Here is a 23,339-nt window from a genome sequence, read left to right on the forward strand (position 1 = left end):
ACAGGACATTCAGATTTCCCCCTTAAAAGTATCCGACCGGATGAATCGTGTGGTCCTTCTTCGGATCAAAGCCGGAGAGCTGCCGGTCCGTCAGCAGAACCGCGGGCTGCACCGCAAAACTCCCGAATCTGTTCTTCAGCCAGTCCACCGCGCGATCCAGATGCTCCAGCCGTTCCCGGCCCGCCTCATCCCGGTACAGGTTTGCCTGGGAGGGAACCGTATCCGGTACTAAATCCGTCATGCTGATTCCGATGCTCCGGATCGGCCGTTCCCATCGGTAATGCTTTCGGAACAATTCAAGGCCCGCGTCCGAAATCTCGGAGGTGATATTGGTGTAGGAGCCCATCGTATGCTGACGGGTGAAGCTGAACAGCTGATTGTCCCGGACACTGATACAGACCGTCCTCCCCTGGAAGCCCTGTTCCCGCAGGCGGCGCGCGACGCTGTCGGCCAGCACAGTGAGGATGATCTTGACGTCCTCGTCATTTTTGAGATCACGGGGCGTAGTCGTGCTGTTGCCGACGGATTTGACCGTCGGCTGATTGTCGTACCGCGCCACAGGAGAGCAGTCCAAGCCGTTTGCAAAGCAAGAAAGGACCTCGCCCCATTTGCCGAACCAGCCGCGCAGCGTTCGCTCCGGTGTGTTGGCCAAGTCTCCGATCGTGTGGATTCCGTAACGCTCCAGCTTTCGTTTCGTCGCGCTGCCGACGTACAAAAGGTCGGAGCAAGAGAGGGGCCACGCGATCTCACGGTAATTATCCTTTCCTACCCGGGTAATCGCATCGGGCTTTTTGTAGTCGCTGCCGAGCTTCGCAAAGATTTTGTTATACGATACCCCGATGCTCACGGTAATCCCAAGCTCATTTTTGATCCGACCGCGGATCTCTTCCGCAATCGTCATCCCGTCGCGGCCCCGGGAATCAGCGGTCACATCCAGCCAGCATTCATCAAGCCCGAACGGTTCCACGAGATCAGTGTAATCCTGATAAATCCGGCGGGCCATTTGTGAAAAGCGCATATACAGTTCGTAGTTCGGCGGCACAATGACAAGATCCGGGCATTTCTGTTTCGCCTGCCAGAGAGCTTCTCCGGTCTTGACATGATACCGTTTCGCGATCTGGTTTTTCGTCAGGATAATGCCGTGCCGCTGCTCGACGTCGCCGCCGACCGCGACCGGCTTGTCGCGGATTTCCGGGCGGTGCAGGCATTCCACGGAAGCATAAAAGCTGTTGCAATCGCTGTGAAGAATGACCCGTTCCAAATTCTCACTTCCAAACGCATGTTCTTGTATTAGTATAGAACAAGCGTTCTGAAATATCAATGGGAATTTGATGAAATAAAAAGGCCATGCAAATGATCTGCATGGTCAAAAGCGGAACCGGTTCCACTTTAGATTTAATTCCTCTTTTTGCTCTGAAATTTAGATTGCTTTTTTTGAAAGCTGGTATATAATTCCTGTATGTGGACAAAAAAGCAGCATCCACAGAAGATTAACCATCGTCCAAATGATTAGTCCCCATGCGCCATAAGGGTAACTAGAACCCATATGACTTGTGAATGCCAATTATGCGTGGTTTATTTTACTGCGTATTTCGGATAGATGTCAAGTCTGTACCCTTATTTGGTCGGTGAGGGTGCAGGCTTTCTTTTTTCACTACCAATTCCACAGGGGTTATCCTGTGTACCTCCGTTCTCGGCCTTAAAAAACCGACTGCGCGAGGTTGGCGCACATTGAAAATATTTCTACCAATCGGTCAGAACGATTGGGGAAATTACAAAAACGTTTCTTGCTGGGGGGCGGAAACACCAGAAAACGCGAAGCAGACACAGGCGCTGTTGCGATTCACTGCATGTCGTGCGATGATCCCGGTAAGTGATAATGATACTTCTGCCTTGAACGCTTCACCGCATTGGGCAGGCCTCGACGAATGAAAGGCTGGAGATATACTAACACCAATGCAAGTTTGTAATATACGCTTTGTGGTAATCTCCTGCTGATCTTCGGGTGGGAGGTTATCATAAAATCAAATGCTTAAAACTTAAACACTTGATTTTATGATAACAAGGACAAAACATTCCGCTTTGCCCTTAATTACCATTATTTTGGTGGACGTTATAGGACTCGAACCTATGACCTTTCGCACGTCAAGCGAACGCTCTAGCCAGCTGAGCTAAACATCCAAATTGAATCGGTCTTTAAAGTGCTTGATTATTATAACGTATATGCTGTCGAAAATCAAGTACAAAATCAAAAATTTCTAAATTATTTGAAACTCTTGTTTTCGACACCCATTTATCCTATAATGATAAAAACAGGAGGATGATCCATCATGTCGATTGGTCTTGTGCTGGAAGGCGGCGGCATGCGGGGCTGGTACACCGCCGGCGTTTTAACTGTTCTGACGGAAACCGGTATTGAATTCCCAAGCGTTTACGGAATTTCCGCCGGGGCTTCCAATGCTCTCAATTATATCAGCAAGCAAAACACCAGGGATTTCGCGCGCGAGATGATCCGGTACTCCACAGATGAACGCTATATCAGCGTCAGCAATCTGCAGAGAACCGGTTCCCTGTTCGGCTTTGATTTTATGTTCGGAGAACTGTTCCATTCTCTTCTGCCTTTTGACTATGAAACGTTTTTTAATTCTCCGACCGACCTGAAAGTCGGCGCAACAGACCTGAAAACGGGTCAAGCTGTCTTTTTTGACAAATCTCAGCTGGACGAAACTATGACGGCGGTCCGGGCGTCCTGCTCGCTGCCTTTTATCTCCAACATTGTGTCTTATCTCGGTCATGAGCTTTTGGATGGCGGCTGCAGTATGCCGATCCCAATTGAACGCTCCATTTTTGACGGAAACGATCGCAACGTTATCGTACTGACTCGCGACAGGACCTATCGAAAAGGCCCCCACCCCGAATTTCCGCGTTCGGTGCTCCGGGTTAAATACGGTGACTATCCCCTTTTTGTCGAAGCGATGATGAAGCGGCCTGAAACCTATAATAACGAACTCGACGTTTGCCGCAGACAGGAAAAAGCCGAAAAGGCGTTTGTTATTCGCCCAAGCGTCCCGATTATTACAAGCAGGTACGAAAAGGACCCAGAAAAATTAATTAAAATTTATGAAATGGGAATTCACGACTGTGAAAGCTCTTTGAACGGCCTTCGTGAGTTTATGAAGAAAGATTAAAACCTGTAAAAAATTAACTTGAAAGAATTCGGTTAAGCAGCAAATAATAAGTTCGGGGTGAAAATATATGGCGGATCAACTCGGGCGCTTGCTGGATTCGGACCCGAAAGCAAAAGAATACTTTGAAACGCTTCCTCAATACGCAAGGGAAGCGGTCAGAAAGCACGCCGAACAGATTGACGGAGTGAAGTCTATGAGGCTGCTCGCTGAAAGCTATATGAAGGACGATTCCTATCGAGGCGCCTGAATCCGCATCAATACGGAGGCGCAAATGGGAACTTATTATGAAAACAATCCGGACCTCAGGGAATATTTCGAGTCCCTGCCGATTGAAATTAAGGACAGAATCATTGAATCCGGCGTCGAGATTTCGACGCTCGGAGAACTGGAAAAAGCTGCCGAGCATTTTGAATTAATGAATAAAATATAAAAGACGACTGCCCCGGGCTTTGTCCGGGGCAGTCGTCTTTTATCGGTATTGGTTATTCTGCCGCCCAGCGTTTCAGCTTTGGAAACGACTGCCGCATTTCTTTCTTCGCCTGTTCCTTATCCTGAAACAATCCCGGAACAGACGCGCAGAAATCGATCATTTCCTCCATCGTGCAGTCCGCGGTAAACGCTCCGTTTTTAAAACAGTAGCAGCAGAACTCTTCATTTTTACCGCCGTCCGCATTCGTGCCAAACTCCTCGTCCTTCGTCATCGGCATCCCGCAGCTTTGGCAGATTTTTTGATTTTCCATTGTAAAAACATCCCTTCTTCTTTGATGTCTCAAGGATACCAGATATAATCTGACAGCAGTATGTCATGTTTTTTCCTTGAAATAATTTCTTTGGATCCCCTCAGCTTCTTTTTGTACCTGCTCACGGATTGCGTCCGGCGCAAGCACCTTGACGCCGCTCCCGAAGGACAGCAGATATCCGATGATCCAGTCGCCGGCGGGATAACTCGTCGTCACCGCAAAGGAGCCGTCAGGCCGGGCGCTGATGCAGGATGGATGAAATTCATCACGGACGCGGTAAGCAAGCCGAGGAGAAAACAGCAGGCTGAGCTCCACCATCGCAATGCCTTTCTCGTCGAGGTCAGGAAGCGGCGCCTCGCGTTTTTCGAAACTTTGCTCCGTAAGCCGGACCTGTTCCATTCTGCTGATTTTAAACGTACGGTAATCCTGCCGGTTCAGGCAGAACGCCTGAAGATACCAGCTGTTTTTAAAAATGAGCTTGACGGGTTCGGCCAGACGTTCCCTGCTTTCGCCTTTTGCGTTATAATAAGTAAAGCCGATTACCCGGCGCTGCAAAACAGCGCTTTTCAGCAGGGCGAACCTGTCTTTCTCCTCTTTCCCGCTTCCCCAGTCTGTAAAATCCGCTTCAATCCAGTCCGGGCTTTCCCTCTTAAAAACGCTGCTGAGCCGTGAAAGAAGCTCCCCGTCGCGGCCGGTTCTCGCGGCCCGAACACTCTGCAGGGCGAAAAGAATCTCGTCCTGCTCCTGCTCGGAAAGAAGCGACCGGTCCAGAACGAAGCGGTCGATTAAAGAAATTCCGCCGTTTCTGCCCCTGCTGGCATAAACCGGTATGCCGGCCTCGCTGAGGGCCTCAATATCGCGATAGACGGTTCGCGTTGAAACCTCAAACCGCTCCGCAAGGTCGGCGGCGGTCACGCTGCCGTGCAGAAGCAGCTGATAGACAATTTCAAACAGACGGCTGACCTGCATGGGTTTTACCCTCTTTCAAAACAAATTAATCTTCAGGAGAAGTATAATGATTCTTTCCGCAAGCAGAAGAACGGACCTTCCCGCGTTCTATTCCGAATGGTTCCTTCACCGCCTGAAACAGGGTTATGTTCTGGTTCGCAACCCGATGAGCCCTTCTCAGGTCTCCCGTGTCGTCCTTTCCCCGGAAACAATCGACTGCATCGTATTTTGGACCAAAAACCCGGCCCCCATGCTGGACATGCTGGAAGAAATCCGGCAAATGGGGTATGAATTTTACTTTCAGTTCACGCTGAATCCCTACGGTAGCGCGATCGAACGGTATCTGCCCGGCAGAGATGCCCGTATCGAAGCGTTTTGCCGCCTCAGCCGGGCAGTCGGGCGCAGCCGCGTCGTCTGGCGCTACGACCCCGTGATTTTGAACGACGAACTGACTCCCGACTGGCACATGCGGTCCTTTCGCGAGCTTTGCGAACGGATCGGCGGCTTGACGGAGGAGTGTATTTTCAGTTTTGTGGACCATTACAGTAAAATGTCCCGCCGAACCGCAGGCCTCGTCCGTGAAATCCGGCCGGAGGAAATGCGGCAGGTAGCGGCGGGTTTCGCCGAAGCCGCGCAAAAGAACGGGATTGCGCTGAAAACCTGTTCAGAAGCGATCGATCTTTCCGGCTGCGGAATAAAACACGCGAGCTGCATCGACCGCGGCAGAATCGAGCGGCTGGTCGGCTGCCCGATCGACGGTGCAAAAGACCCGAACCAACGGCCCGGGTGCGGCTGTTTGCAGAGCGTCGACATCGGCGCTTACGACACCTGCCGGCACGGCTGCGTCTACTGCTACGCCTGCGGCGGCGAGGAAACCCTCCGCAGAAAAGCCCGGAGCCACGACCCGCATTCTCCGCTGCTCGCGGGGCATTTATCGGAATCCGATCGGGTGACCGAACGAAAAGCGGCTTCCCTGAAAAAGTCTCAGCTCACTCTCCTATGATTTTCACAAGCGCATGCTTGTCCCGTTTTCCGTCGAATTCGAAATAAAAAATCTGCTCCCAGGTGCCGAAATCCAGTTTTCCCTCCGTGACCGCCACAACGACCTCCCGCCCCATAACCGTGCGCTTCAAATGCGCGTCGGCATTGTCCTCGTAGCCGTTGTGCCGGTAGCGGCTGTACGGCTTTTCCGGCGCGAGCTTTTCCAGCCAGTCCTCAAAATCCTGATGGAGCCCGCTTTCATCGTCGTTGATAAACACACTCGCCGTGATATTCATGGCGTTAACCAATACAAGCCCTTCTTTTACGCCGCTTTCCTTCAGGGCGGCCTCCACCTGCCGAGTGATGTTGACAATTCCACGCCGGGTCGGCAGATGGAAGAAGAGTTCCTTTCGGTACGATTTCATTTGACTTTACTCCTTTCAGACCGTTTCCCATGGATTTTATTTCTCAGCTAATTTTATCCTGATTCTATTTTAGCGGCCTTACGACCGGGCTGCAATCGTTTTCAATGAGCGCCGGCCGCAGGCCTAACGGCCTCCGGGCGATGTAATTGAGCCATCGCAAAGTATCTCCTTGAAAAAACGGGATGCCGGTGTTATGATATTGGCATGGCGCCCCGGCCGCTCGATTCTTTTGATCGGCGGCGAAGCGGATGATGGATCCGCCTGTGGGGAAGGCTTTTTAAACGGGGGGAGAAACGATTATGCCGGACTTTTCGATTGCCGCGCCCGCGCTGATTGTCGCGGTCCTGTCCTATCTTCTGGGAAGCATCAGCTTTTCCATTATTTTTACGAAAAGGCTTTGTCACAACACGGATATCCGCACGCTCGGCAGCGGAAACGCGGGATTAACCAATGTGCTTCGTTCCGTCGGGGTAAAGGCCGGAATTCTGACGTTGATTTTCGACTTTTCAAAGGGCGCCGTTTCCGTCTACGCCGGGAGGGCCATTTTTCAATACTTCAGCGCGCTTTCCGGAATCCCGCCCTACTTTGCCCAGTATGGGGCTTATTTAGCCGGGCTTTTCTGCATGATCGGCCATATTTACCCGGTCTATTTCGGTTTCCGCGGCGGCAAGGGCGTCCTTTCTTCCGCGGCAATGCTCTTACTGCTGGACTGGCGCCTTTTCAGCGTTGCCATTGTCATCTTCGCTTTTGTTTTTGCTTTTTCCAGAATCGTATCCCTCGGGTCGGTTCTGGCGGCCATTTCCTTTCCCATCGCGAATTTCCTGTTTTTATATTTTCAAGACTACCGCGCAGGCGCAAACGGCGCCGTTCCGCTTTCCTTCGTCTGGATTACCACGCTGTTCGCGCTCGTGATCTCTTCCCTGCTGATTTGGAAGCACCGTGAAAATATCCGAAGGCTGAAAAACGGCACGGAAAAAAAGCTCACGATCCACAAATAAAAGGCAGCTGATTTTTATCCCGCTCCGGTTGATTCGGGGCGGATTTTTTTGGGCTTTCTTTTCGTTCGCAGAATTCCGTCATACAGCTCCAGTACCGCATCGGCATGTGGCTTCTGCGGCAGACCGGGTTATGCCTTCCCTCCACTTCTACGGTCTTATAATAAAGCCGCCACAAGGCCCGCGCCTCCCGTTCCCGTTCGTCCGGTTCCGGCAGCTCTACGCCGTCCGCCGGGATAATCGCCGTTTGATGGGGGCGGTAAACCAGCGCGGCGCCATGATTTTTGTCATAGATCAGGAATCGTTCCTCCGGGTAGCGCGCGCAAAAGTGCGGCGCCAACAGCGGAAGCACAAAATTTTTTGGCTCGATTTCCGCCGCGAGGGCCCCGTCAAATTCTGAAAATCTGAGGAATCCCTTCAAAAGATGCGTTTCACGATCCAGAAAATTGACCGCCTGAAACAGCACGTGAACCGTGTCATTCGCAAGCATCTCCATGACCTGCGGGCCGTGCCGGTACCCAAGGCGCAAAAACAGGAGAATATGACGTTCTTTTCCCGGCAGGCAGGTCAGAAACGCACGCTTGACAAAACCGACTGCCTCCGGCCCGATTTTCTTCGGAATAGACGCGGCGACCCGCGCCGCTTTTTCCGAGTCGGCGGTGATTTCCCGTTCCGGCGCCAGCATGATCTGGCCGTCGTCCGGCGGGAGCACGGCAAAGGGAATTTCCTTTCGCTCGTAACTTTCGAACACGCAGCACAAAAGCCCTTCAAAGCTGCCGTCATACCGGTAAATTATGTTGTCAGCCATCTTTGCACCTCCTCCCGTTCCGGCCCTGCGCCCCCGAAAAACGAAAGCTGCTGCGGAGCCTCTTCCCAGTCAAGGTCGCGGCTGTACAAATTCAGCTCTTTTGAAGACAAAAGAGCCCTGAGAATCGAATCCCGCGTCAATTTCAGCCCGGGAACGGTTTTTCCCCGGCAGGTAATAAAATACTGCGCCCGTTTGAGCACGACGCCCAGCTTTTTCAAATCTGCGAAATCAAGAGAAGCGGTCCGGCGAGCCGTCAGAATCCGCTTTACCCCGGTCACGCCGATTCCCGGAACGCGCAGCAGCAATTCTTTCGGCGCGCGGTTGACTTCCATCGGAAAAACTTCCATACGGTTCAGCGCCCAGTTGCATTTCGGGTCCACATACGGATTAAAGGTCTGATGCTCGGGGTCGAGCAGTTCCTCCGCGGAAAAGCCGTAAAAGCGAAGGAGCCAGTCCGCTTGATACAGCCGGTGCTCCCGCAGAAGCGGCGGGCGGGAACCCAAGGCCGGCAGCAGACTGTTTTCCACAACCGGGAGGTACGCGGAGTAAAAGACGCGCTTCAGGCCGTAATTCCGGTAAAGCCCCTGCGCCAGATTCAGAATGCGGTAATCGGTGTCGGGCGTCGCTCCGATCATCATCTGCGTGCTCTGCCCCGCCGGAACAAATCTCGGCGTATGCCGGTACCGCACCAGATCCGTTTTATTCTGCCGGATCCCGTCCCGAATCTCACCCATCGGCTTCAAAATGGAAGCCTTGCTTTTATCCGGCGCGAGCAGAGAAAGACTTTGGCGGGAGGGAAGCTCAATGTTGACGCTCATCCGGTCGGCCAGCAGGCCGAGCCGCTCAATCAGCGAGCGGTCCGCCCCCGGTATCGCCTTCGCATGGATATATCCGCCGAAACGGTACTCCTCCCGTAAAATTCTCAGCGTTTCAATCATGCGCTCACAGGTATAATCCGGACTTTTCAGAACGCCGGAGCTTAAAAACAGCCCTTCGATATAATTACGCCGATAGAAGCTGATGGTAAGGTCCGCCAGCTCCCGGGGGGTGAATTCGGCGCGCGGCGTCTGGTGGGAACGCCGGTTGACACAATACCGGCAGTCGTAGGCGCATCGATTGGTCATCAGAACCTTTAAAAGTGACACGCAGCGCCCGTCGGCCGCAAAGGTATGGCAGATTCCGCATGCCTCCGCACTGCCGATCCCGCCGCGGGCGGCACTTCGATCAACTCCGCTGGACGTGCAGGCGACATCGTATTTTGCCGCGTCGGTCAGGATTTTCAGTTTGTCAAACAAATCCATTTCATTCTTCCCCCCGCTGTTATCTTTTCTAATCATAGCACAGAACATACGTTCCTGTAAAGGGTAAAAATAAAAGAACCGGCAAAAAACCGGTTCAGAAGAGATAAGTCTTCATAGCCTTGCCCCACCCACGCGCAAAGAACAAAAATCGAGAGCAATCCAATCCTTTTGGGATGCAAACAAAAATAAAGGCGACTTCAGAATAAGTTTCTGAAACGCCTTTGTTTTATGTAGGTAAATTCTACTTCCATAGCGCTATGCATCACAACCAAACTATAGTAGGAATTATAACATAATCTTCCAAATCAGTCAAGACCTTTTTGACCGACGGATAAAATATCGGAGATATTCTCCATAATCTTCCGCGCCACATCCGGTTTGTTCATGGTGTAAACGTGAATCGCCTTTACGCCGTTCGCCACCAGATCAATGATCTGTTCCGTGGCATAGGCAATGCCGGCCTGCTTCATCGCTTTGGGATTGTCGGAAAATTTATCCACAATAGCAAGAAAACGCGGCGGAAGCGCCGTCCCCGACAATGCGCAGATTCTGCGGATCTGTTTGCTGCTGGTCACAGGCATGATACCCGCCGCAACCGGAACCTGAATCCCCTTTGCAAGAATGCGGTAAAGAAAATTATAAAAAATGTTGTTGTCAAAAAACATCTGCGTCGTCAAAAAATCGCAACCGCAGTCGACCTTTTCCTTCAGGTGATCGATGTCGTCTTCCTTATGCTCGCATTCCACGTGGCCTTCCGGATAGCAGGCGGCGCCGATGCAGAAATTTCCCGACGACTTAATCTGGCGAACCAGCTCCTTTGCGTACCGGTACTGACGCGGGGAGGGAAATTCCATTCCGGGCGGAATATCTCCGCGCAGCGCGAGGACGTTTTGTATGCCGCGCGATTTCAGATCCTCCAAAACGCCGGAAACCTCTTCCCCGGTGGAAGAAACGCAGGTCAGGTGCGCAAGGGCCGGTACGCCGCACTGCTGAATCAATTCGGCAATCTGCGCGGTGGATTTGGAGGTTCCCCCTCCTGCGCCGAACGTCACGCTCAAGAACGAGGGTGACAGCGATGCGATTTCCGTCACGACCTGCCGCGCCTGCGAAAAATCCGAATCTTTTTTTGGCGGAAAAACCTCAAAGGAAACGGAAACTCCCTGACGATTGAGAATATCGATAATTTTCATATAGTTCCTCCCTGCTCTGACCCTGAAAAAGAAAAACCGTCTTCCCCACCGGGAGGACGGATGGAATTCACGACGCCTCTTCCACGGCCCGGCGCTTCGCGGCACCGGCCCTTACAGGAAACGGGAAACGGATATTTTTGTATTTCTGAAGTTTATTATACAATGCCGCCGTTCCCCCGTCAAGGGTGAAACGCAGGTATCGATTCAGGACAGATCAATTTTGTCCCCAACCGCGCCCAGAGCGCACCGGCTTCCCAAAGCCTGTTTCAACTGTGCGGCTGCGGTGATTCCGGTACAGTGCAGCGGAATCACCTTTTGAAGGTCGGACTGCGAAAAATACTCCAGAGTTTTTTGAATCCGTTCCGGCCCCTCGCCGTTCAGATGCATTCCGGCGACCAGCGAGAGAATTTTCTTGCCCGGAAAACATGCCCGCACATGTTCCACGCAGTTGACGACGCCCCGGTGGCTGCACCCGGAAAAGATGGCAAGGCCGTCCCCGTCTTTCACCACGAGAATCTGCTCGTCTTCCATGTGGTCCGGGACCCTTTCCGCGCCTTCTTCCGTGAAAAAGCAGTCCTGTACGGATTCAAAAGAGTTATAGCTTCCGATATTCCCAAGCGTCCAGACTCCCGGCAGAATTTCCGTCTTGCCCTCCGTGCTTGCGACCCGGCCTTCGGACTCCGGCGAGTCGCCCAGCCTCCACGGCATTCCGATATCCCGATACGCGCCGTTCGCGTCCAGGGTCAGTTTTTTCTGAAAAGCCTGGGGGGTAACATAGACCATCGCGCTGCTCTCCTGAAACGGGAAATGCTCAAGCCCCCCGCAGTGGTCGTAGTGCCCGTGACTTAAAACGACCGCGTTGGCGGATTCCGGTTTCAGTCCGAGCGTATGGGCGTTTCGCAGCCATACGTCCGTCTGCCCGGCGTCAAATAAGATGCTCGTACCGTTTCGCTCAATCCAGAGAGAAAGCCCGTGTTCCGCAAGCAGACGGCCGCGGGCGACATAATTGTTGCAGAGGATTCGGAATTGCAGCATGCCGTATCTCCTTTCCCTTGTTTCGATAAATTTCTTACGTTTCTATTATACCGCGGAATTTTCACGGTTTCCATAGAAATCGGCCTGGGCCGCCCGCTTTTCCGCAACCGACAGCAAAGCCGCGTACTGCTCCTCCGGCACAGGGGGAGAAAAATAATAGCCCTGCGCCACCGCACACCGAATTTTTTTCAAAAATTCAAGCTGCTCCTCCGTCTCCACGCCTTCGGCGACCACCGTCATATGCAGCTTTTTCGCAAGCCCGGTCACCGCGGAAACAACCGCTCTGCCGCGCTCGCCGGAATTCAGTCCGTTTAAAAATTCCCGATCCAGTTTCAAAGTCTGTGCCGGAACGTCATAAAGCATTTTCAACGAAGAATAGTCCGAGCCGAAGTCGTCGATCGACAGGGAAAAGCCCGATTCAGTCAGCTTTTTCATTGCCGCTTCCAAAGCCGGGCCGTCCTGCGCAAACGCGCTTTCCGTCACCTCGAGTTCCAGCAGACCGACCGGCACGCCGAGCTTTGCCGCCTGAGCACGGTATTCCTCCGCAATAGAGAAATCAAGCAGATTCACGCGTGACAAGTTGACGGAAACGGGAACAGGCTCCCTCCCCTCATCCATCCACTTCCGGATGTCACTGCAAACCTGCCGGAATACATAGCGGTCCAGCTCCGCGATTTTCCCGGTTCGTTCAAATTCAGGGATGAACTCACCCGGCGGAACAAGGGTCTGCGGGTTCGTCCGCCACCGCACCAAGGCCTCTGCGCCGAAGAGCGTCTCCTCCGCAACGGAGTACTTCGGCTGATAATAAACAACAAATTCCCGGTTCTGCATCGCGGGCGACAGACGGTCCGCCATGTTTTTCAGCGTGAGCTGCCTTGTTCGTATCTGTTCGTCATAAAAGGCGCAGGGAAGTTTCTCGTAAGTCCGACCGGTTTTCAATGCAATTACGGCGCGGTTGACAAGCTCCCTGACATCCGCCGCGCCTGCCTCGGCGCACTCGCAGACTCCGAAAGCCGGAGAAAGCTCGTAATGAATTCCATAAAACTCAATGGTATTTTTGAGGTCGGCGCAAATATTTTTCATTCGCAAGCACAGTTCTTCTCTGTCTTGAAAAGACAACAGAAGCAGGAAACGGTCGGCGTAAACGTGAGCGCTCAGCTCGCCTTCTTTCGTATGTCTCATAAAAACCCAATGAATTCCGTGGAGCACTCTCGTGCCGTTGCGATAGCCGAACACTTCGTTGATTCCCCGGAATCCCCGCACATGAAAAGCGATTACCGCGTAATTTTTATTTCCGGCGGACCTGAGCAGACTGCCCGCCTCCGCCAGAAATTTCCGTTCGTTCGCACCGCCTGTGACGGGGTCTTCATTTGACGCTGCTTTCAGCTTGCGGTTCAGGCCTTTTCTGCTCTTTTGCGCCGTAAACAAAGCAAAAAGCCCCGCCGCCGTAAGCACCGGGCTCAAAACGTTCAGGCTTCGATTGAATTTCACCACCCTGCACCATCCTTTCCCTGTTAATTTTTACCGGAGAAAGGATTTTATTCACTTTGAATTCATGGAAAAGCCCGCCCCACGGGGTTCCTCCGCCATCGATTCAGCACAAATCTTTTTCCATGCAAATACTGTCGGGCCTGCCGATATAAGGGCCAGACACCGGAAAATCCCGATACCCAAGGCTGACAAAGGCTCACGGCCTTCGGCTGGCTGATTCCGGTTTTCCAAGCCAAACGATCTTCCCCACGGGCCCTCGCCAGGTCTTCCAGTTCGGTAATCACTCTGCGCGCATGGCCGTTCCTCCGGCAGTCCGCTCGAACTAAGATTCGTTTGATTTCCACGGTCTCGCCATCAAGGATACGGATTGCTCCGCACGCGGCGGGCGCGTTGTTCTCATAAGGCACCACCTCCTCCAGACCGTTCGACCGATGAAACGGGGGCCTTTTGCTCCGAATCTCCTCCGAATACCGTTCCGGCAGATCGACGTCCAGCGAAGCAACCAGCTTCAAAAAATCAGGGTCGTCAGAAGTTGTGTCTTTTCGTTCGCAGACAAGGTTCCCTCCTGCCCCGGGCGAAGTAAATAAGACGGATGCATCAGCCCCGTCGGCTCGTCATAAGGTCTCAGGCCGCAGCAGCCTGCAAACCTGCCGCTTTCCTTGAGAAACAGCGGAAAATACTGAATTCCGTTTGAGCGGTAGGTTTCCATTTCCCGGTTCAGTCTGTTCAGAATCTCTTCCTGTGTCATCCGGCCCGACGCGGTGATGTACCGGGCAACCTCCGGGTTGCCCCAAAGTTCCTGCGCCAAAGGCAGATCCTCCGGCCCCCAGACGGAAAAGCGCAGCCGTTCGCTTTCTATAAAATATTCCCTCATTTTGATTTCCCTTTCTGTATGCCGGACCATGTTAAAGTCTTACGGGAACCATGCCCGACGGTCGGCGGGAATTTTCCCGGAAAGTCAGTTGTGCGCAGCCGCAGGCCCGAGATTTTCACGCATGGACGGCTGCCGAAAAAACCGCGTTGTATTTTCAACTATCCTAGCATATCTGAGCTGCACGCGCAATCGGCAGAACGCCCAAAGAAAAAAGATTGACAAAAGTCTGGCGGTACCCCCGTTCTCCCGGTCGAATGCACGCTTTCCAGGCTTTAAAAAACTTGGCGGTTAAAGAAAGAGGCTCCCGCGGCAAAAGTCGCGGGAGCCTCTTTTGTGGTAAATTAGATTTGTTTTTCCCGCCATTCGTCCGAAAAAGTCTTATAAAGGCGAAACAGCTTCACGCGGTTCAAAAAGAGGAAGAGCGCCAGATTCAACCCCCAAAGCTGAAAGTATAAAAGCGGGAATTCTTTCAGGTACAGGTAACCCCCTGTCAATAAAAACCCAAACACCACCATAAAGCCGTCCGCTTCCGAAGACGGTGAACGGCCATGGGCAATCATCCTCGCGAGAATCGCCAAAATGGCCAGAACGACCGCGTAGACAAAAGAGACTTCAAACCCCGTCGCCGCGCTCCAGACACCGAACGTCACCGCGATGGACTTTCCGCCCCTGAATTTTAAAAACGGGGAAAACGCGTGACCCAGTATCGGAGCAAACAAAAGCAGCACAAAATACGGGTTTTCCCGGACAGTCGAGTGAATCAGAAAAAGGACAGGCAAATATCCCTTCATAAAATCCAGCAAAATCCCCAGCAACCCAAGCCGGTACCCGGCGGCGCTCCACAGATTAAACGCGCCCGGGTTTCCATCTCCGGTTTTCTGAATATTTTTCCCCGCCAGAAGCCCCAGCCAGTAGGAAAACATCAGGGAACCGCAGCCGAAAGCGGCCGCGAAACAGAAAAACGTCATCCGTCCCTCCCCCTCCCGACCGGGATTTCCCGTCCCTTCCAGGTAAAGCTGCCCTTTGCTTTCAGCCTGTATAGGGAATACAAAACCGAGACAAGGAAGAAAAGAGTGGAAGCAAAATGCAGCAGCGGCATCAGCAAGCCATATCGTCCCGTATCTTTTCGAAAGTATAGAAACTGAACCGCGTAGAGCAGGTAACCCGCGGCGAACGGAACCGCCAGCGGATTTTTCAGAATAATCAGAACGGGCGCCGCTCCGGAGCAGATCAATCCGACCAGCCAGCACACAATCAGCGCAATCGTCTCCGGTTTCAGCGTCGCGGCCCCCGGCATCGCGCCCTTCGCAAAGCCCTGCAGCTCGCTGAAAATTCCGTTCGGATACATGCGAAACGAAATCAGGCGGTTGGAAAGATAGGTGCACACTGGAACCCCGGCCTCGCAGAACCGCTTTCCAAGATTGATATCCTCCAGCAGCTCGGTCTTTACGCCGCTGTGACCATGGATTTTTTGGTAATCCTCCCGTGCCGCCACGATGCAGGAGCCGTACAGCCCTTTTGTCCGATTTTTTCGTTCAAACGGGGAGGTAAACGCAAAGATTCCAAGCAGACACAGAACAAGCGATAATTTTTCATAGAATTTTTCCGCATTATGATAAGGAACGACGGAAATCACGCCGCCCGACCTCTCCCGCTGTGCCAGGAGAGACCGCAGTGCGTCCGGCGCAAGGCGAACGTCGGCATCCAGAAAAACGAGGATTTTGCCGGTGGATTTCAGGTACCCGTTCCAAACCGCCCAGTTTTTTCCCGTCCAATGCTCGGGCAGCGGCGCGCTGTGGATCACGGTAGCGCCGAACCGCTCGGCGACTTCAGCGGTTCGGTCGTCGGAAAAGTCGTCAATGACAAGGACTTCGTCCGGCCGCCGGGTCTGCCGCCGGAGAGATTCCAGCAACAGCGGAAGATTCCGTTCTTCATTCCGTGCCGGAATGATCACCGAAACCGTACGGTCAAAGGGACCGCTGCTGACCGGCAGCCGCATTCGCGCGTATAAAACAAATCCCGTAAGGCACTCCAGGAAAAGAAGCAAAAAAACCGGCATGTACCTCTTCCTTTCCAAACCAAGTATGTATAATTTTATTTCCATTATATGATTCTTTCAAAAATATTACAACAGACAAAATCACAGAATTGTCCCTAAAAAAAGTAAATCCCCGGCATCTCCCGCCGGGGATTCAAGCAAATTCTTATTCAAAATTCCTGGCAAACCGCTCGTTCAGCGGCACGTCTCCTTCAACAGCGCTGAGAAAATTTTCAATCTGCTCCAATGCCGTCGCCAGAGTGTCGGAGAAAACAAAAAGCAGATGGTCCGCCGCCTGCGAACATTCCGGGTCCGGAGCATTCCCCGCGACCAGCCCTTTTCCCTTTTTGGAAAAGCCCGTTACAAAAATCAGAATTTTCAGTGCCTTCTTCAGCGTTTTTCTGGGCGAATACAGAACGGAAAGGCAGCACCGCATGAAAAACAGGCTGCGGTCGAGCTGTTTATGTACCGCGTCCGGATAAAACGGTACGGCGCAGGCCGTCGCGCCGCTGCCCTTCGGAATCAGCGGTTTTGGGGAAAACAGGTTGGGATCCACGCGGTGCCGGCGCATCAGCAGCCGGTCGAATTCCGTCTCGATCGCCGCGTGCGAAAGTCCGTCCTGCTCCATAAATTCCCGGATCACCGGATGACAGCCGCTGTCCAGTGTAAAATGGCAGATAAAACCGATGATATATGCCAGCCGGCCGGCATCCTTGCTGCTTTCCCGCAGCACACTGGCCGCATTTTCCATGAAACCGGAGGCTGGTTCCCAATGAATTTTTACACCCGTGACCGGCTTTCTGCGCAGCGGATGATAATAGAACAAAAGGTCAGGGCCCTGAAGTCCCAAAAGATATTCTTCCCGATGTTCCTCGACCACACGCAGTAAATCTTCCGGCAGCAAGTCCTTTACTTTCAGTCCGAATAAAAAGTGCGCGTAAAGTCCCGGCAAACAATCCCCCTCCTTTTCCAAGCGGTTAATATGAAAATTATACACGAAATTTATTAACAACTCATTAATTTTTTGAAAAGGAATGGATTTACAGCCAGCAAATACTGTCTCCTTTTTGCTGTTTACTTTTCTTTTTCAGTCGTGCCAGCTCTTCCGTCAGCTCAAGCCGGGTGTGAAACCGGGCGTTCCGGTCCTGAATTCCCGCGGCGGAAATGGAAATCAGAGGGAATTTTTCCCTTCTGCCCTTTCTGTTCTCCGCTATAATATACCCGTTCCGAACATCCTGCGGATTATAAAATTTCAGGATTCTTTGCCTAAAATCTCCGATGACCCGCTCACAGTATTCCCGGCCCGCTTCGAACTGCATTACGGCGACAAAGTCATCGCCGCCCACATGGCCGACAAACTGGCCGTTCGGGAGGTGCGCCTGGAGAATGTCCGCAAGCAGTTTGATCACGGAGTCGCCGTTTTCAAATCCATACACATCATTGTATGCCTTGAAATTGTCAATGTCAAAATAAACCACGCAGTAAGGCTTTTCACACGCCAGGCACTGACTGATCTTATGCTCGATCAGCACATTTCCGGGCAGCCCGGTCAAAGGATTCTGGTATTTTGCATTGACCACTTCGATTTCCGTGGTTTTCTGCAAAAGGTCTTTGATGGTAACGGTCCCCAGATATCTTCCGTCGCGCGTGACCACGATAAAGTCGTAAAGCTTTTCCGGCGGGCGCGACATGGCCGCGTTGGAAACCGCGTTAATCGGCGTGGTGGATTCCACGGATAAAAAGTCGGTATCCATTAAAAAGGAAACCGGTTTCTTCTGGTGAAGGCTGAAGCCGTACCGCCCGCTGAGCTGCAGGACAAAATGGGATTTTGTCACGACTCCCAGAACCGCCCCGTCCTTCACCACACAGCATCCGAAGGCATCCGGGTCGTTTTTCAGCTTGTCAAATACCGTCTCCACTTTCATTTCCGGAGGGATCGTTTGGGTGGGCGTGCAAATATTCGAAATGTAAATATTGCTGGCCTGGGTCCCAAGCACATGCTTTTTTCTGCGGTTCAACTCAAGAATCAGGTCTTTCACGGCCGGGTCCGCGTCCCGTATCTCCTCATCCGGCCTGCAAAGAAAATATCCCTGCGCGTACTGAACGCCAAGGTCCACCAGCGTAACCAGCTCCCGCCGGGTCTCGACCCCCTCCGCAATCAAACAGATGCCGACCGTCTGGGAAAGCTCCACCATGCTTTTCACCAGCGCGTAGCGTACATTGTCGCGGTCGATTCCGCGAATCAGGTTCATATCGAGCTTAATATAATGCGGATGGATGTCGCCGATCAGATTCAGCCCGGAATAACCCGCGCCGGCATCGTCCACCGCGATATGGTAATTCTGCCCCTTGTAATGTTCTACCGTACCGACGAATCCCTGCATGTCGGCTACTGCGTTGCGTTCCGTAATCTCAAAAATAATGTTTTCCGGACGAATGCCGTATTGCTTCAGATACTGGCGCGTAAAGCCCTGGCGGAACTTATCGTCGTGCATAATGTTCGGGTTCACGTTCAGAAAAAGCTTTTTTTCATAAGCCGCGTGTTCTGAGTTCAGAAAAGCGGTTTTCAGAGCGGTCGTGCGGCAAAGCAGCTCCAGGTCCCACAGCCGATCGCTTTCGCCCGCCACCTGAAACAACTGCTCGGGATTGCGAATGCTCGTATCACAGGTCATTCGGCTGAGGGCCTCGTGCCCCAGAGAGGAACCGTCCCGCAGCGAAACGATCGGCTGAAAAACGGTTTTGATGCATTCCCCGTTAATAATCCGGTTAAGGTCTTCGGCGAGCTTTTCGTCCACTTCGATCCCTTTCTTTCCGCTTCTTTTCGGTCCGATTCGTGCCTATTATAATTCATCGGGATATTTTTCCTGTTAACAGCACGTAAAAAGCAGGTTAAAACTTTTCTCATTTTCTAACAGTCCCTGAACGCAATCTTAACCGGCTCTTCCCTTTATCAAGGTATACTGATTGCAGAAAAGCGATAAGGAGAATTTGTATATATGATGGAAAAAGCATTGCGGAAAAGGCAAGAAAAGCGCCGCGGAATCGCCTTAAAGCTGGTGCTCGCGTTCTGCGCGGTCTCGGCCGCCTCCGCGGTTGTGGCCGCCATGGGTGTTTACGGGACGAGCGCGGCAAATTCGGCGGTCTCGGACGCCAACCGGATCGCGCAGCGCCTGCCGGCCGCCGCCCGCGCAATGACAAGCCTTTCGAGGATCGAATCTGCGGCGCGGGACGCCGTAATCAATTTTCACAATTCCGAGCTGTTCGACGCGGATCAAAAATCCATCCAAAAGAATCTGGCCGCGTACCGGTCTTACGAAGCGAAGCTGCTGCAAGCGGAGCAGGAGAAAAGCGCCTTAGCGGAACTGACGGAGGCTTCAAAGCTGTTTCAACAGGAATTCGAGCCGGACATCACCGGCTCCCTCAAAGCGGCAGACAGCAACCAGCTGGCCCAGGCGGACAGCCTTTTGCAGAACTCCCTCGCTCCGGAAGATACCATTTTGCAGCATTACCGGAACTTCATGGAGATTCAAAACCGTGCCGCCGCCAGTGCGGAGGACGGCGCCCGGCGAAAAACGCGGGCTTTGTTTCTGATTCAGGGGGTCTTCTCCCTGTGCGTGGTGGCCGCCTCCCTGTGCTTCGGCATTCGGTTTTCCCGTTCCATCGGCCGTCCTCTCGCCGCTATTTCAAAAACCGCCCGGCAGTTTTCGAACGGCGACCTGGGCCAGGTGATATCCTACACGGGACGCGACGAGATCGGCGATCTTGCCGATTCCCTGAACGAATCCTTCCGCCAGCTTCAGCTTTCCGTTTCACAGATTGCCGCCGCCCTCAAAAGCCTTTCGGAGGGGGATTTTACCGCAGAGGCCCTGCCGGATTTTCCGGGTGATTTCGCCCCGCTGACCCGTTCCGTCAACCTTCTGCGAAATACGATCGGCGGCTCCTTTTCACAGATCCGTGCCTCGGCAGCCCAAATTGAAATCGGCGCGGCGCAGGTTTCGGAAAGCGCGCAGGCGGTTGCCCGGGGCGCCGACGAGCAAAGCCACAGCGCGGCGCGCCTGACGGACGCCGTCAGCGCAATCCATCAAGAGGCAAGAGAAAACGCGGATGATATCGCCGGAATTTCGAAAGATACGGGCGCGGCCCTGCGGAGCGTTGCGGAGAGCGACCGTCGGATGAAACAGCTTCTTGCAATCATGGAGGAAATCCGAGGCTCAGCTGAACAGATGCGGCAGGTGCTGTCCCAGATCGATTCCATTGCGTTCCAAACCAATCTTCTCGCGCTGAACGCATCCGTAGAAGCGGCAAGGGTCGGCAGCGCGGGCCGCGGTTTCGCGGTTGTCGCCCAGGAGGTGCGTTCGCTCGCGGAACGAACGGCAGCCGCCGCAAAACAAACAAACCGTCTGATCGGAGATGCCGCACAGAGAATCGAAGAAGGCTGTGAAAAAGCGGAGGCAACGGCTTTCGAGCTGTCAAAAGCCGCCGACCGCTTCGGGAAAATCAACGGAAACATCGGAAAAATCACCGCCGCATCCAGAAATCAGGTGGAAGAAGCCGATCAGGCGGCGCTGGCGGCGAGACAGGTCGGTGAGGTAGTCAGAAAGAACGCGGATTTATCGTCTCAAAGCGCCGCGGCCGGAGAAGAGCTTTCCGGACAGTCGGAACTGCTCCGGCAGCTGCTGAATCAGGTTCGGCTGAAAGCGGACGAAGCCTACAGCATTTCCAATTTAGATTGCAAATATGGACATGGGATTGTTGCAAAATAGCTTCTTCAAAAAATACTGCACAAAAAAATGCGCTTTGAACGGGCTCAAAAGTCTATTTCAAGGCGCATTTTCTTGCATTCTGGGCGGTTCATTTATACAATTCGGTATTGCAAATTCGTTTTGCAATACTCCCATAAGTAAATTCTGCAATTCAGCTGGAATTGCTGTAAGATGAAAAAGGGCAAAATGTTTTCATTCGGCTAAATCATGTGTTCTGAATCCAAACGTGTTTTGAATATATTGTATTAACTACACGGAAGGATCTGATTTGATGAATCATGAACAGAAAGCCGAATTCCGCACCTTCCGGGGATACCAGCTGATCAGCCAGAAGGAGGGGCAGCTGACGCCCGCAATGGAGGATTATCTGGAAATGATTTTCCGCCTGTGCAGCAAAGACGGCTATACGCGGGTTGGCAGACTGTCGGACCTGCTGCATGTGAAGCCGTCTTCCGCCTCAAAAATGATGATGAAGCTCGCGGAAATGGGTTATTTAAAATACGACCGGTATGAAATCATCCTTCTGACGGAAACGGGACTCAAGGCCGGTGAATATCTGCTGGAACGCCATAATACCGTCGAGCAGTTTCTTCTTTTGGCGGGGAGCAGCGATTCGCTGGAAGAGACCGAGTTGATCGAGCACTCGCTCAGCGAAAAGACAGTCGCTTGCCTGAAAACCATGCTGGAGTTCTTTCAATCCGACCCGGAGTCGCGGAAAAGATTCGCTGAATTTAAAAGCCGCCTTTAAACGACCTATTGAAACGGCGCCCGAAAAAGGGCGTCTTTTTTTTATAAAAACTCTTGCATATGACGTTACGTAATGTAGTAAACTTGAATTTGTCGGGAGGGATGCAAAATGAACGAATCAAAAAAGACGTATTTTACCATCGGGGAGCTTTCCGAATTCGTGGGAGTAACCGTGAGAACGCTCCAGTACTACGACAGAACGGGGCTGCTGAAAGCGGTGCTCAGCGAGGGCGGGCGCAGAATGTATACCCGCGACGACGTCATCAAACTCCAACAGATTCTGTTTTTAAAATCGTTCGGTTTTTCTCTGGAAGAGATCGAAAGGAAGCTCCTGCGGAACAAGGACGCCGAAAATTTGAAGGCCATGTTTACCGAACAGCGCGAGATTCTCACCCGGCAGGTGGAGAACCTTCGGAAAATGATCGCCGCGCTTGACGCCGTAATCTGTGAAATCGGGGAACAGCAGGACGTGGGAATCGATCGGCTGATGATTTTAATGGAACTGATGAAGCAGGGGAATCCCTATGCCTTTGTTCTGCGGTATTTCAACGAAGAAGAAGTGAAAAAAATTCAGAACCGGTTCGGCCGGTCGGAACAGAATCAGGAATTTGTAGAAAAAGCTGAGGAACTTTTCAACGAGGTGAAAACGCTGCATCAAAAAGGAGCGGATCCAAGGAGCAGGGAAGGGCAGGCCCTTGCCGCGCGCTGGTGGGAAATGGTAACAGAGTTTACACAGGGAGACACGGATATGCTGAAATCGCTGATGTCCGCCGGCAGCGACACGAAAAACTGGCCCGCCGATACGGAAGATTTCCGTGACGCGATCAATCATTTCCTCGCGTCCGCGCTCACTTTTTATTTTCAAAGCAATCATATTCATTTACCTGAACAGGAGGAAAACCATCATGAGTGAATCCATAATCAGTATTCAGAACCTTGTGAAAAGGTACGGCGCGTTCACCGCGGTAAACGGCGCCAACCTTGAAATCCGCCGGGGCGAAGTATTTGGCCTTCTGGGACCAAACGGGGCCGGCAAGACAACCACGCTGGAATGTCTGGAGGGAATGCGCCGCGCGGACGCGGGACACATCAGGATTGCCGGCTGCGACCCGTTCCGGGACGCCTCGGTTCTGCGAAAAAAGCTGGGCGTGCAGCTTCAGTCCTCCTCCCTGCCGGAGTCCATTCTGGTCGGCGAAGCACTGGAGCTGACCGAAGCCTGGTCGTCCGATTCTGCGCCGGAGGGCCTGATTGAGGAGTTCGGCCTGCAGGACCTGATAAAAAAGCAATACCGGCAGCTTTCCACCGGACAAAAGCGCCGGCTGAACCTGGCGCTTGCGCTGGTAAAGAATCCGGAAGTGGTGGTTCTGGATGAACCGACCGCCGGATTGGATGTGCAAAGCCGGGCTTTGCTCCATGATAAAATCAGAAAAATTCGGGCACAGGGTGTTACAGTCCTGCTGGCCACGCACGATATGGCGGAAGCGGAAGACCTGTGTGACAGAATCGCGATTTTACTAAACGGGAAAATTGCCGTCTGCGGCACGCCCGAAGAAGTGACGGCAGCCGGTAATCAAGAAACCAGGATCCGGCTGAGAACGGCAAGGGGCTCCCTGCTGCCCGGTGCCGACCTGAGCGGCGCCGCGTTTGTCCGCGAAAAAGACGGTTACCTGGAATGGAAGTGCCGCGACATTGTTCTCAGCATCACTGAGCTGTTCCGGCAAATCTCCGATCGGGAGGATTCCGTGGATGACCTTCGTGTGGAACGCCCCAGCCTTGAAGAACGATTTCTGGAGCTTGTGAAAGGAGCCTGACGGA

24 protein-coding genes and 1 tRNA gene are annotated in these 23,339 nt (G+C 52.8%); 9 read left to right on the forward strand and 16 right to left on the reverse strand.

What is annotated here, in order from left to right; genetic code table 11:
* Nucleotides 1-22 precede the first annotated feature (22 nt).
* Nucleotides 23-1,261 carry a DNA polymerase IV gene (gene dinB / locus ACLQ3M_RS01645; RefSeq protein ID WP_411675967.1) on the reverse strand — a complete coding sequence of 413 codons (1,239 nt, stop codon included), beginning with the start codon at nucleotides 1,259-1,261 and terminating at the stop codon, nucleotides 23-25.
* 843 nt (nucleotides 1,262-2,104) lie between these two features.
* Nucleotides 2,105-2,181, reverse strand: a tRNA-Val gene (locus tag ACLQ3M_RS01650).
* A gap of 149 nt (nucleotides 2,182-2,330) precedes the next feature.
* Here ACLQ3M_RS01650 and ACLQ3M_RS01655 point away from each other — a divergent pair.
* From ACLQ3M_RS01655 to ACLQ3M_RS01665, 3 genes are all read left to right on the forward strand, one after another.
* Complete coding sequence (locus tag ACLQ3M_RS01655; protein WP_411675968.1) at nucleotides 2,331-3,188, forward strand: patatin family protein; 858 nt, start codon at nucleotides 2,331-2,333, stop codon at nucleotides 3,186-3,188.
* A 67-nt stretch (nucleotides 3,189-3,255) separates the two neighbouring features.
* Nucleotides 3,256-3,435: a hypothetical protein gene (locus ACLQ3M_RS01660; protein WP_066649381.1), complete on the forward strand. Its 180-nt coding sequence runs from the start codon at nucleotides 3,256-3,258 to the stop codon at nucleotides 3,433-3,435.
* 24 nt (nucleotides 3,436-3,459) lie between these two features.
* A complete protein-coding gene (locus ACLQ3M_RS01665; RefSeq protein WP_156989758.1) occupies nucleotides 3,460-3,618 on the forward strand; it encodes a hypothetical protein in 159 nt (52 codons plus the stop codon).
* 52 nt (nucleotides 3,619-3,670) lie between these two features.
* Here ACLQ3M_RS01665 and ACLQ3M_RS01670 read toward each other — a convergent pair whose 3' ends face one another.
* Nucleotides 3,671-3,928 (reverse strand): zinc ribbon domain-containing protein, encoded by a 258-nt coding sequence (locus ACLQ3M_RS01670; protein WP_411675970.1) that lies wholly within the window; start codon nucleotides 3,926-3,928, stop codon nucleotides 3,671-3,673.
* 63 nt (nucleotides 3,929-3,991) lie between these two features.
* Entirely contained in the window at nucleotides 3,992-4,897 is a 906-nt protein-coding gene (locus ACLQ3M_RS01675) for a helix-turn-helix transcriptional regulator (RefSeq protein WP_411675971.1), read from the reverse strand.
* 46 nt (nucleotides 4,898-4,943) lie between these two features.
* Here ACLQ3M_RS01675 and ACLQ3M_RS01680 point away from each other — a divergent pair, with 46 nt between their 5' ends.
* Nucleotides 4,944-5,879: a DUF1848 domain-containing protein gene (locus tag ACLQ3M_RS01680; RefSeq protein ID WP_411675972.1), complete on the forward strand. Its 936-nt coding sequence runs from the start codon at nucleotides 4,944-4,946 to the stop codon at nucleotides 5,877-5,879.
* On the opposite strand, the gene ACLQ3M_RS01685 is transcribed toward ACLQ3M_RS01680, so the two are convergent.
* Nucleotides 5,866-6,282 (reverse strand): secondary thiamine-phosphate synthase enzyme YjbQ, encoded by a 417-nt coding sequence (locus tag ACLQ3M_RS01685; protein ID WP_411675973.1) that lies wholly within the window; start codon nucleotides 6,280-6,282, stop codon nucleotides 5,866-5,868. The genes ACLQ3M_RS01680 and ACLQ3M_RS01685 overlap by 14 nt on opposite strands.
* A gap of 299 nt (nucleotides 6,283-6,581) precedes the next feature.
* Between ACLQ3M_RS01685 and plsY the strand changes: the two genes are divergently transcribed.
* A complete protein-coding gene (plsY, locus tag ACLQ3M_RS01690) occupies nucleotides 6,582-7,280 on the forward strand; it encodes a glycerol-3-phosphate 1-O-acyltransferase PlsY (RefSeq protein WP_411675974.1) in 699 nt (232 codons plus the stop codon).
* Here the strand turns inward: plsY and ACLQ3M_RS01695 are convergent.
* The 11 genes from ACLQ3M_RS01695 to ACLQ3M_RS01745 form a co-directional block, all read right to left on the reverse strand.
* Complete coding sequence (locus ACLQ3M_RS01695) at nucleotides 7,264-8,085, reverse strand: TIGR03915 family putative DNA repair protein (protein ID WP_411675975.1); 822 nt, start codon at nucleotides 8,083-8,085, stop codon at nucleotides 7,264-7,266. The two genes, plsY and ACLQ3M_RS01695, sit on opposite strands and share 17 nt — an antisense overlap.
* On the reverse strand, nucleotides 8,070-9,386 hold the full coding sequence (locus tag ACLQ3M_RS01700; RefSeq protein WP_411675976.1) for a putative DNA modification/repair radical SAM protein: 1,317 nt from the start codon (nucleotides 9,384-9,386) through the stop codon (nucleotides 8,070-8,072). Before ACLQ3M_RS01700 ends, ACLQ3M_RS01695 begins: the two co-directional genes overlap by 16 nt.
* Nucleotides 9,387-9,691: 305 nt before the next feature.
* A complete protein-coding gene (gene metF / locus ACLQ3M_RS01705; RefSeq protein ID WP_411675977.1) occupies nucleotides 9,692-10,576 on the reverse strand; it encodes a methylenetetrahydrofolate reductase [NAD(P)H] in 885 nt (294 codons plus the stop codon).
* 204 nt (nucleotides 10,577-10,780) lie between these two features.
* Nucleotides 10,781-11,611 carry an MBL fold metallo-hydrolase gene (locus tag ACLQ3M_RS01710; RefSeq protein WP_411675978.1) on the reverse strand — a complete coding sequence of 277 codons (831 nt, stop codon included), beginning with the start codon at nucleotides 11,609-11,611 and terminating at the stop codon, nucleotides 10,781-10,783.
* Between the two features lie 45 nt (nucleotides 11,612-11,656).
* On the reverse strand, nucleotides 11,657-13,102 hold the full coding sequence (locus ACLQ3M_RS01715) for a putative bifunctional diguanylate cyclase/phosphodiesterase (protein WP_411675979.1): 1,446 nt from the start codon (nucleotides 13,100-13,102) through the stop codon (nucleotides 11,657-11,659).
* 62 nt (nucleotides 13,103-13,164) lie between these two features.
* Entirely contained in the window at nucleotides 13,165-13,614 is a 450-nt protein-coding gene (locus ACLQ3M_RS01720) for a GNAT family N-acetyltransferase (protein ID WP_411675980.1), read from the reverse strand.
* Nucleotides 13,611-13,976, reverse strand: a complete 366-nt coding sequence (locus tag ACLQ3M_RS01725; protein WP_411675981.1) for a GNAT family N-acetyltransferase — start codon at nucleotides 13,974-13,976, stop codon at nucleotides 13,611-13,613. The genes ACLQ3M_RS01720 and ACLQ3M_RS01725 overlap by 4 nt, the downstream gene beginning before the upstream one ends.
* Nucleotides 13,977-14,317: 341 nt before the next feature.
* Complete coding sequence (locus ACLQ3M_RS01730) at nucleotides 14,318-14,944, reverse strand: glycerol-3-phosphate acyltransferase (protein WP_411675982.1); 627 nt, start codon at nucleotides 14,942-14,944, stop codon at nucleotides 14,318-14,320.
* Nucleotides 14,941-16,035, reverse strand: a complete 1,095-nt coding sequence (locus ACLQ3M_RS01735) for a glycosyltransferase (RefSeq protein WP_411675983.1) — start codon at nucleotides 16,033-16,035, stop codon at nucleotides 14,941-14,943. Before ACLQ3M_RS01735 ends, ACLQ3M_RS01730 begins: the two co-directional genes overlap by 4 nt.
* A gap of 145 nt (nucleotides 16,036-16,180) precedes the next feature.
* On the reverse strand, nucleotides 16,181-16,966 hold the full coding sequence (locus ACLQ3M_RS01740; RefSeq protein WP_411675984.1) for a zinc dependent phospholipase C family protein: 786 nt from the start codon (nucleotides 16,964-16,966) through the stop codon (nucleotides 16,181-16,183).
* Between the two features lie 88 nt (nucleotides 16,967-17,054).
* Nucleotides 17,055-18,809: a GGDEF domain-containing protein gene (locus tag ACLQ3M_RS01745; RefSeq protein WP_411675985.1), complete on the reverse strand. Its 1,755-nt coding sequence runs from the start codon at nucleotides 18,807-18,809 to the stop codon at nucleotides 17,055-17,057.
* A 201-nt stretch (nucleotides 18,810-19,010) separates the two neighbouring features.
* On the opposite strand from ACLQ3M_RS01745, the gene ACLQ3M_RS01750 reads away from it, so the two are divergent.
* The 4 genes from ACLQ3M_RS01750 (at nucleotide 19,011) to ACLQ3M_RS01765 (ending at nucleotide 23,335) form a co-directional block, all read left to right on the forward strand.
* Nucleotides 19,011-20,777, forward strand: a complete 1,767-nt coding sequence (locus ACLQ3M_RS01750) for a methyl-accepting chemotaxis protein (RefSeq protein ID WP_411675986.1) — start codon at nucleotides 19,011-19,013, stop codon at nucleotides 20,775-20,777.
* A 271-nt stretch (nucleotides 20,778-21,048) separates the two neighbouring features.
* A complete protein-coding gene (locus ACLQ3M_RS01755; RefSeq protein ID WP_411675987.1) occupies nucleotides 21,049-21,525 on the forward strand; it encodes a metal-dependent transcriptional regulator in 477 nt (158 codons plus the stop codon).
* 108 nt (nucleotides 21,526-21,633) lie between these two features.
* Entirely contained in the window at nucleotides 21,634-22,437 is an 804-nt protein-coding gene (locus ACLQ3M_RS01760) for a MerR family transcriptional regulator (RefSeq protein WP_411675988.1), read from the forward strand.
* Nucleotides 22,430-23,335 carry an ABC transporter ATP-binding protein gene (locus tag ACLQ3M_RS01765; protein ID WP_411675989.1) on the forward strand — a complete coding sequence of 302 codons (906 nt, stop codon included), beginning with the start codon at nucleotides 22,430-22,432 and terminating at the stop codon, nucleotides 23,333-23,335. The genes ACLQ3M_RS01760 and ACLQ3M_RS01765 overlap by 8 nt, the downstream gene beginning before the upstream one ends.
* Nucleotides 23,336-23,339: the final 4 nt, after the last annotated feature.

Source organism: Caproicibacter sp. (genome assembly GCF_046707225.1).
Classification (GTDB): Bacteria; Bacillota; Clostridia; order Oscillospirales; family Acutalibacteraceae; genus Caproicibacter.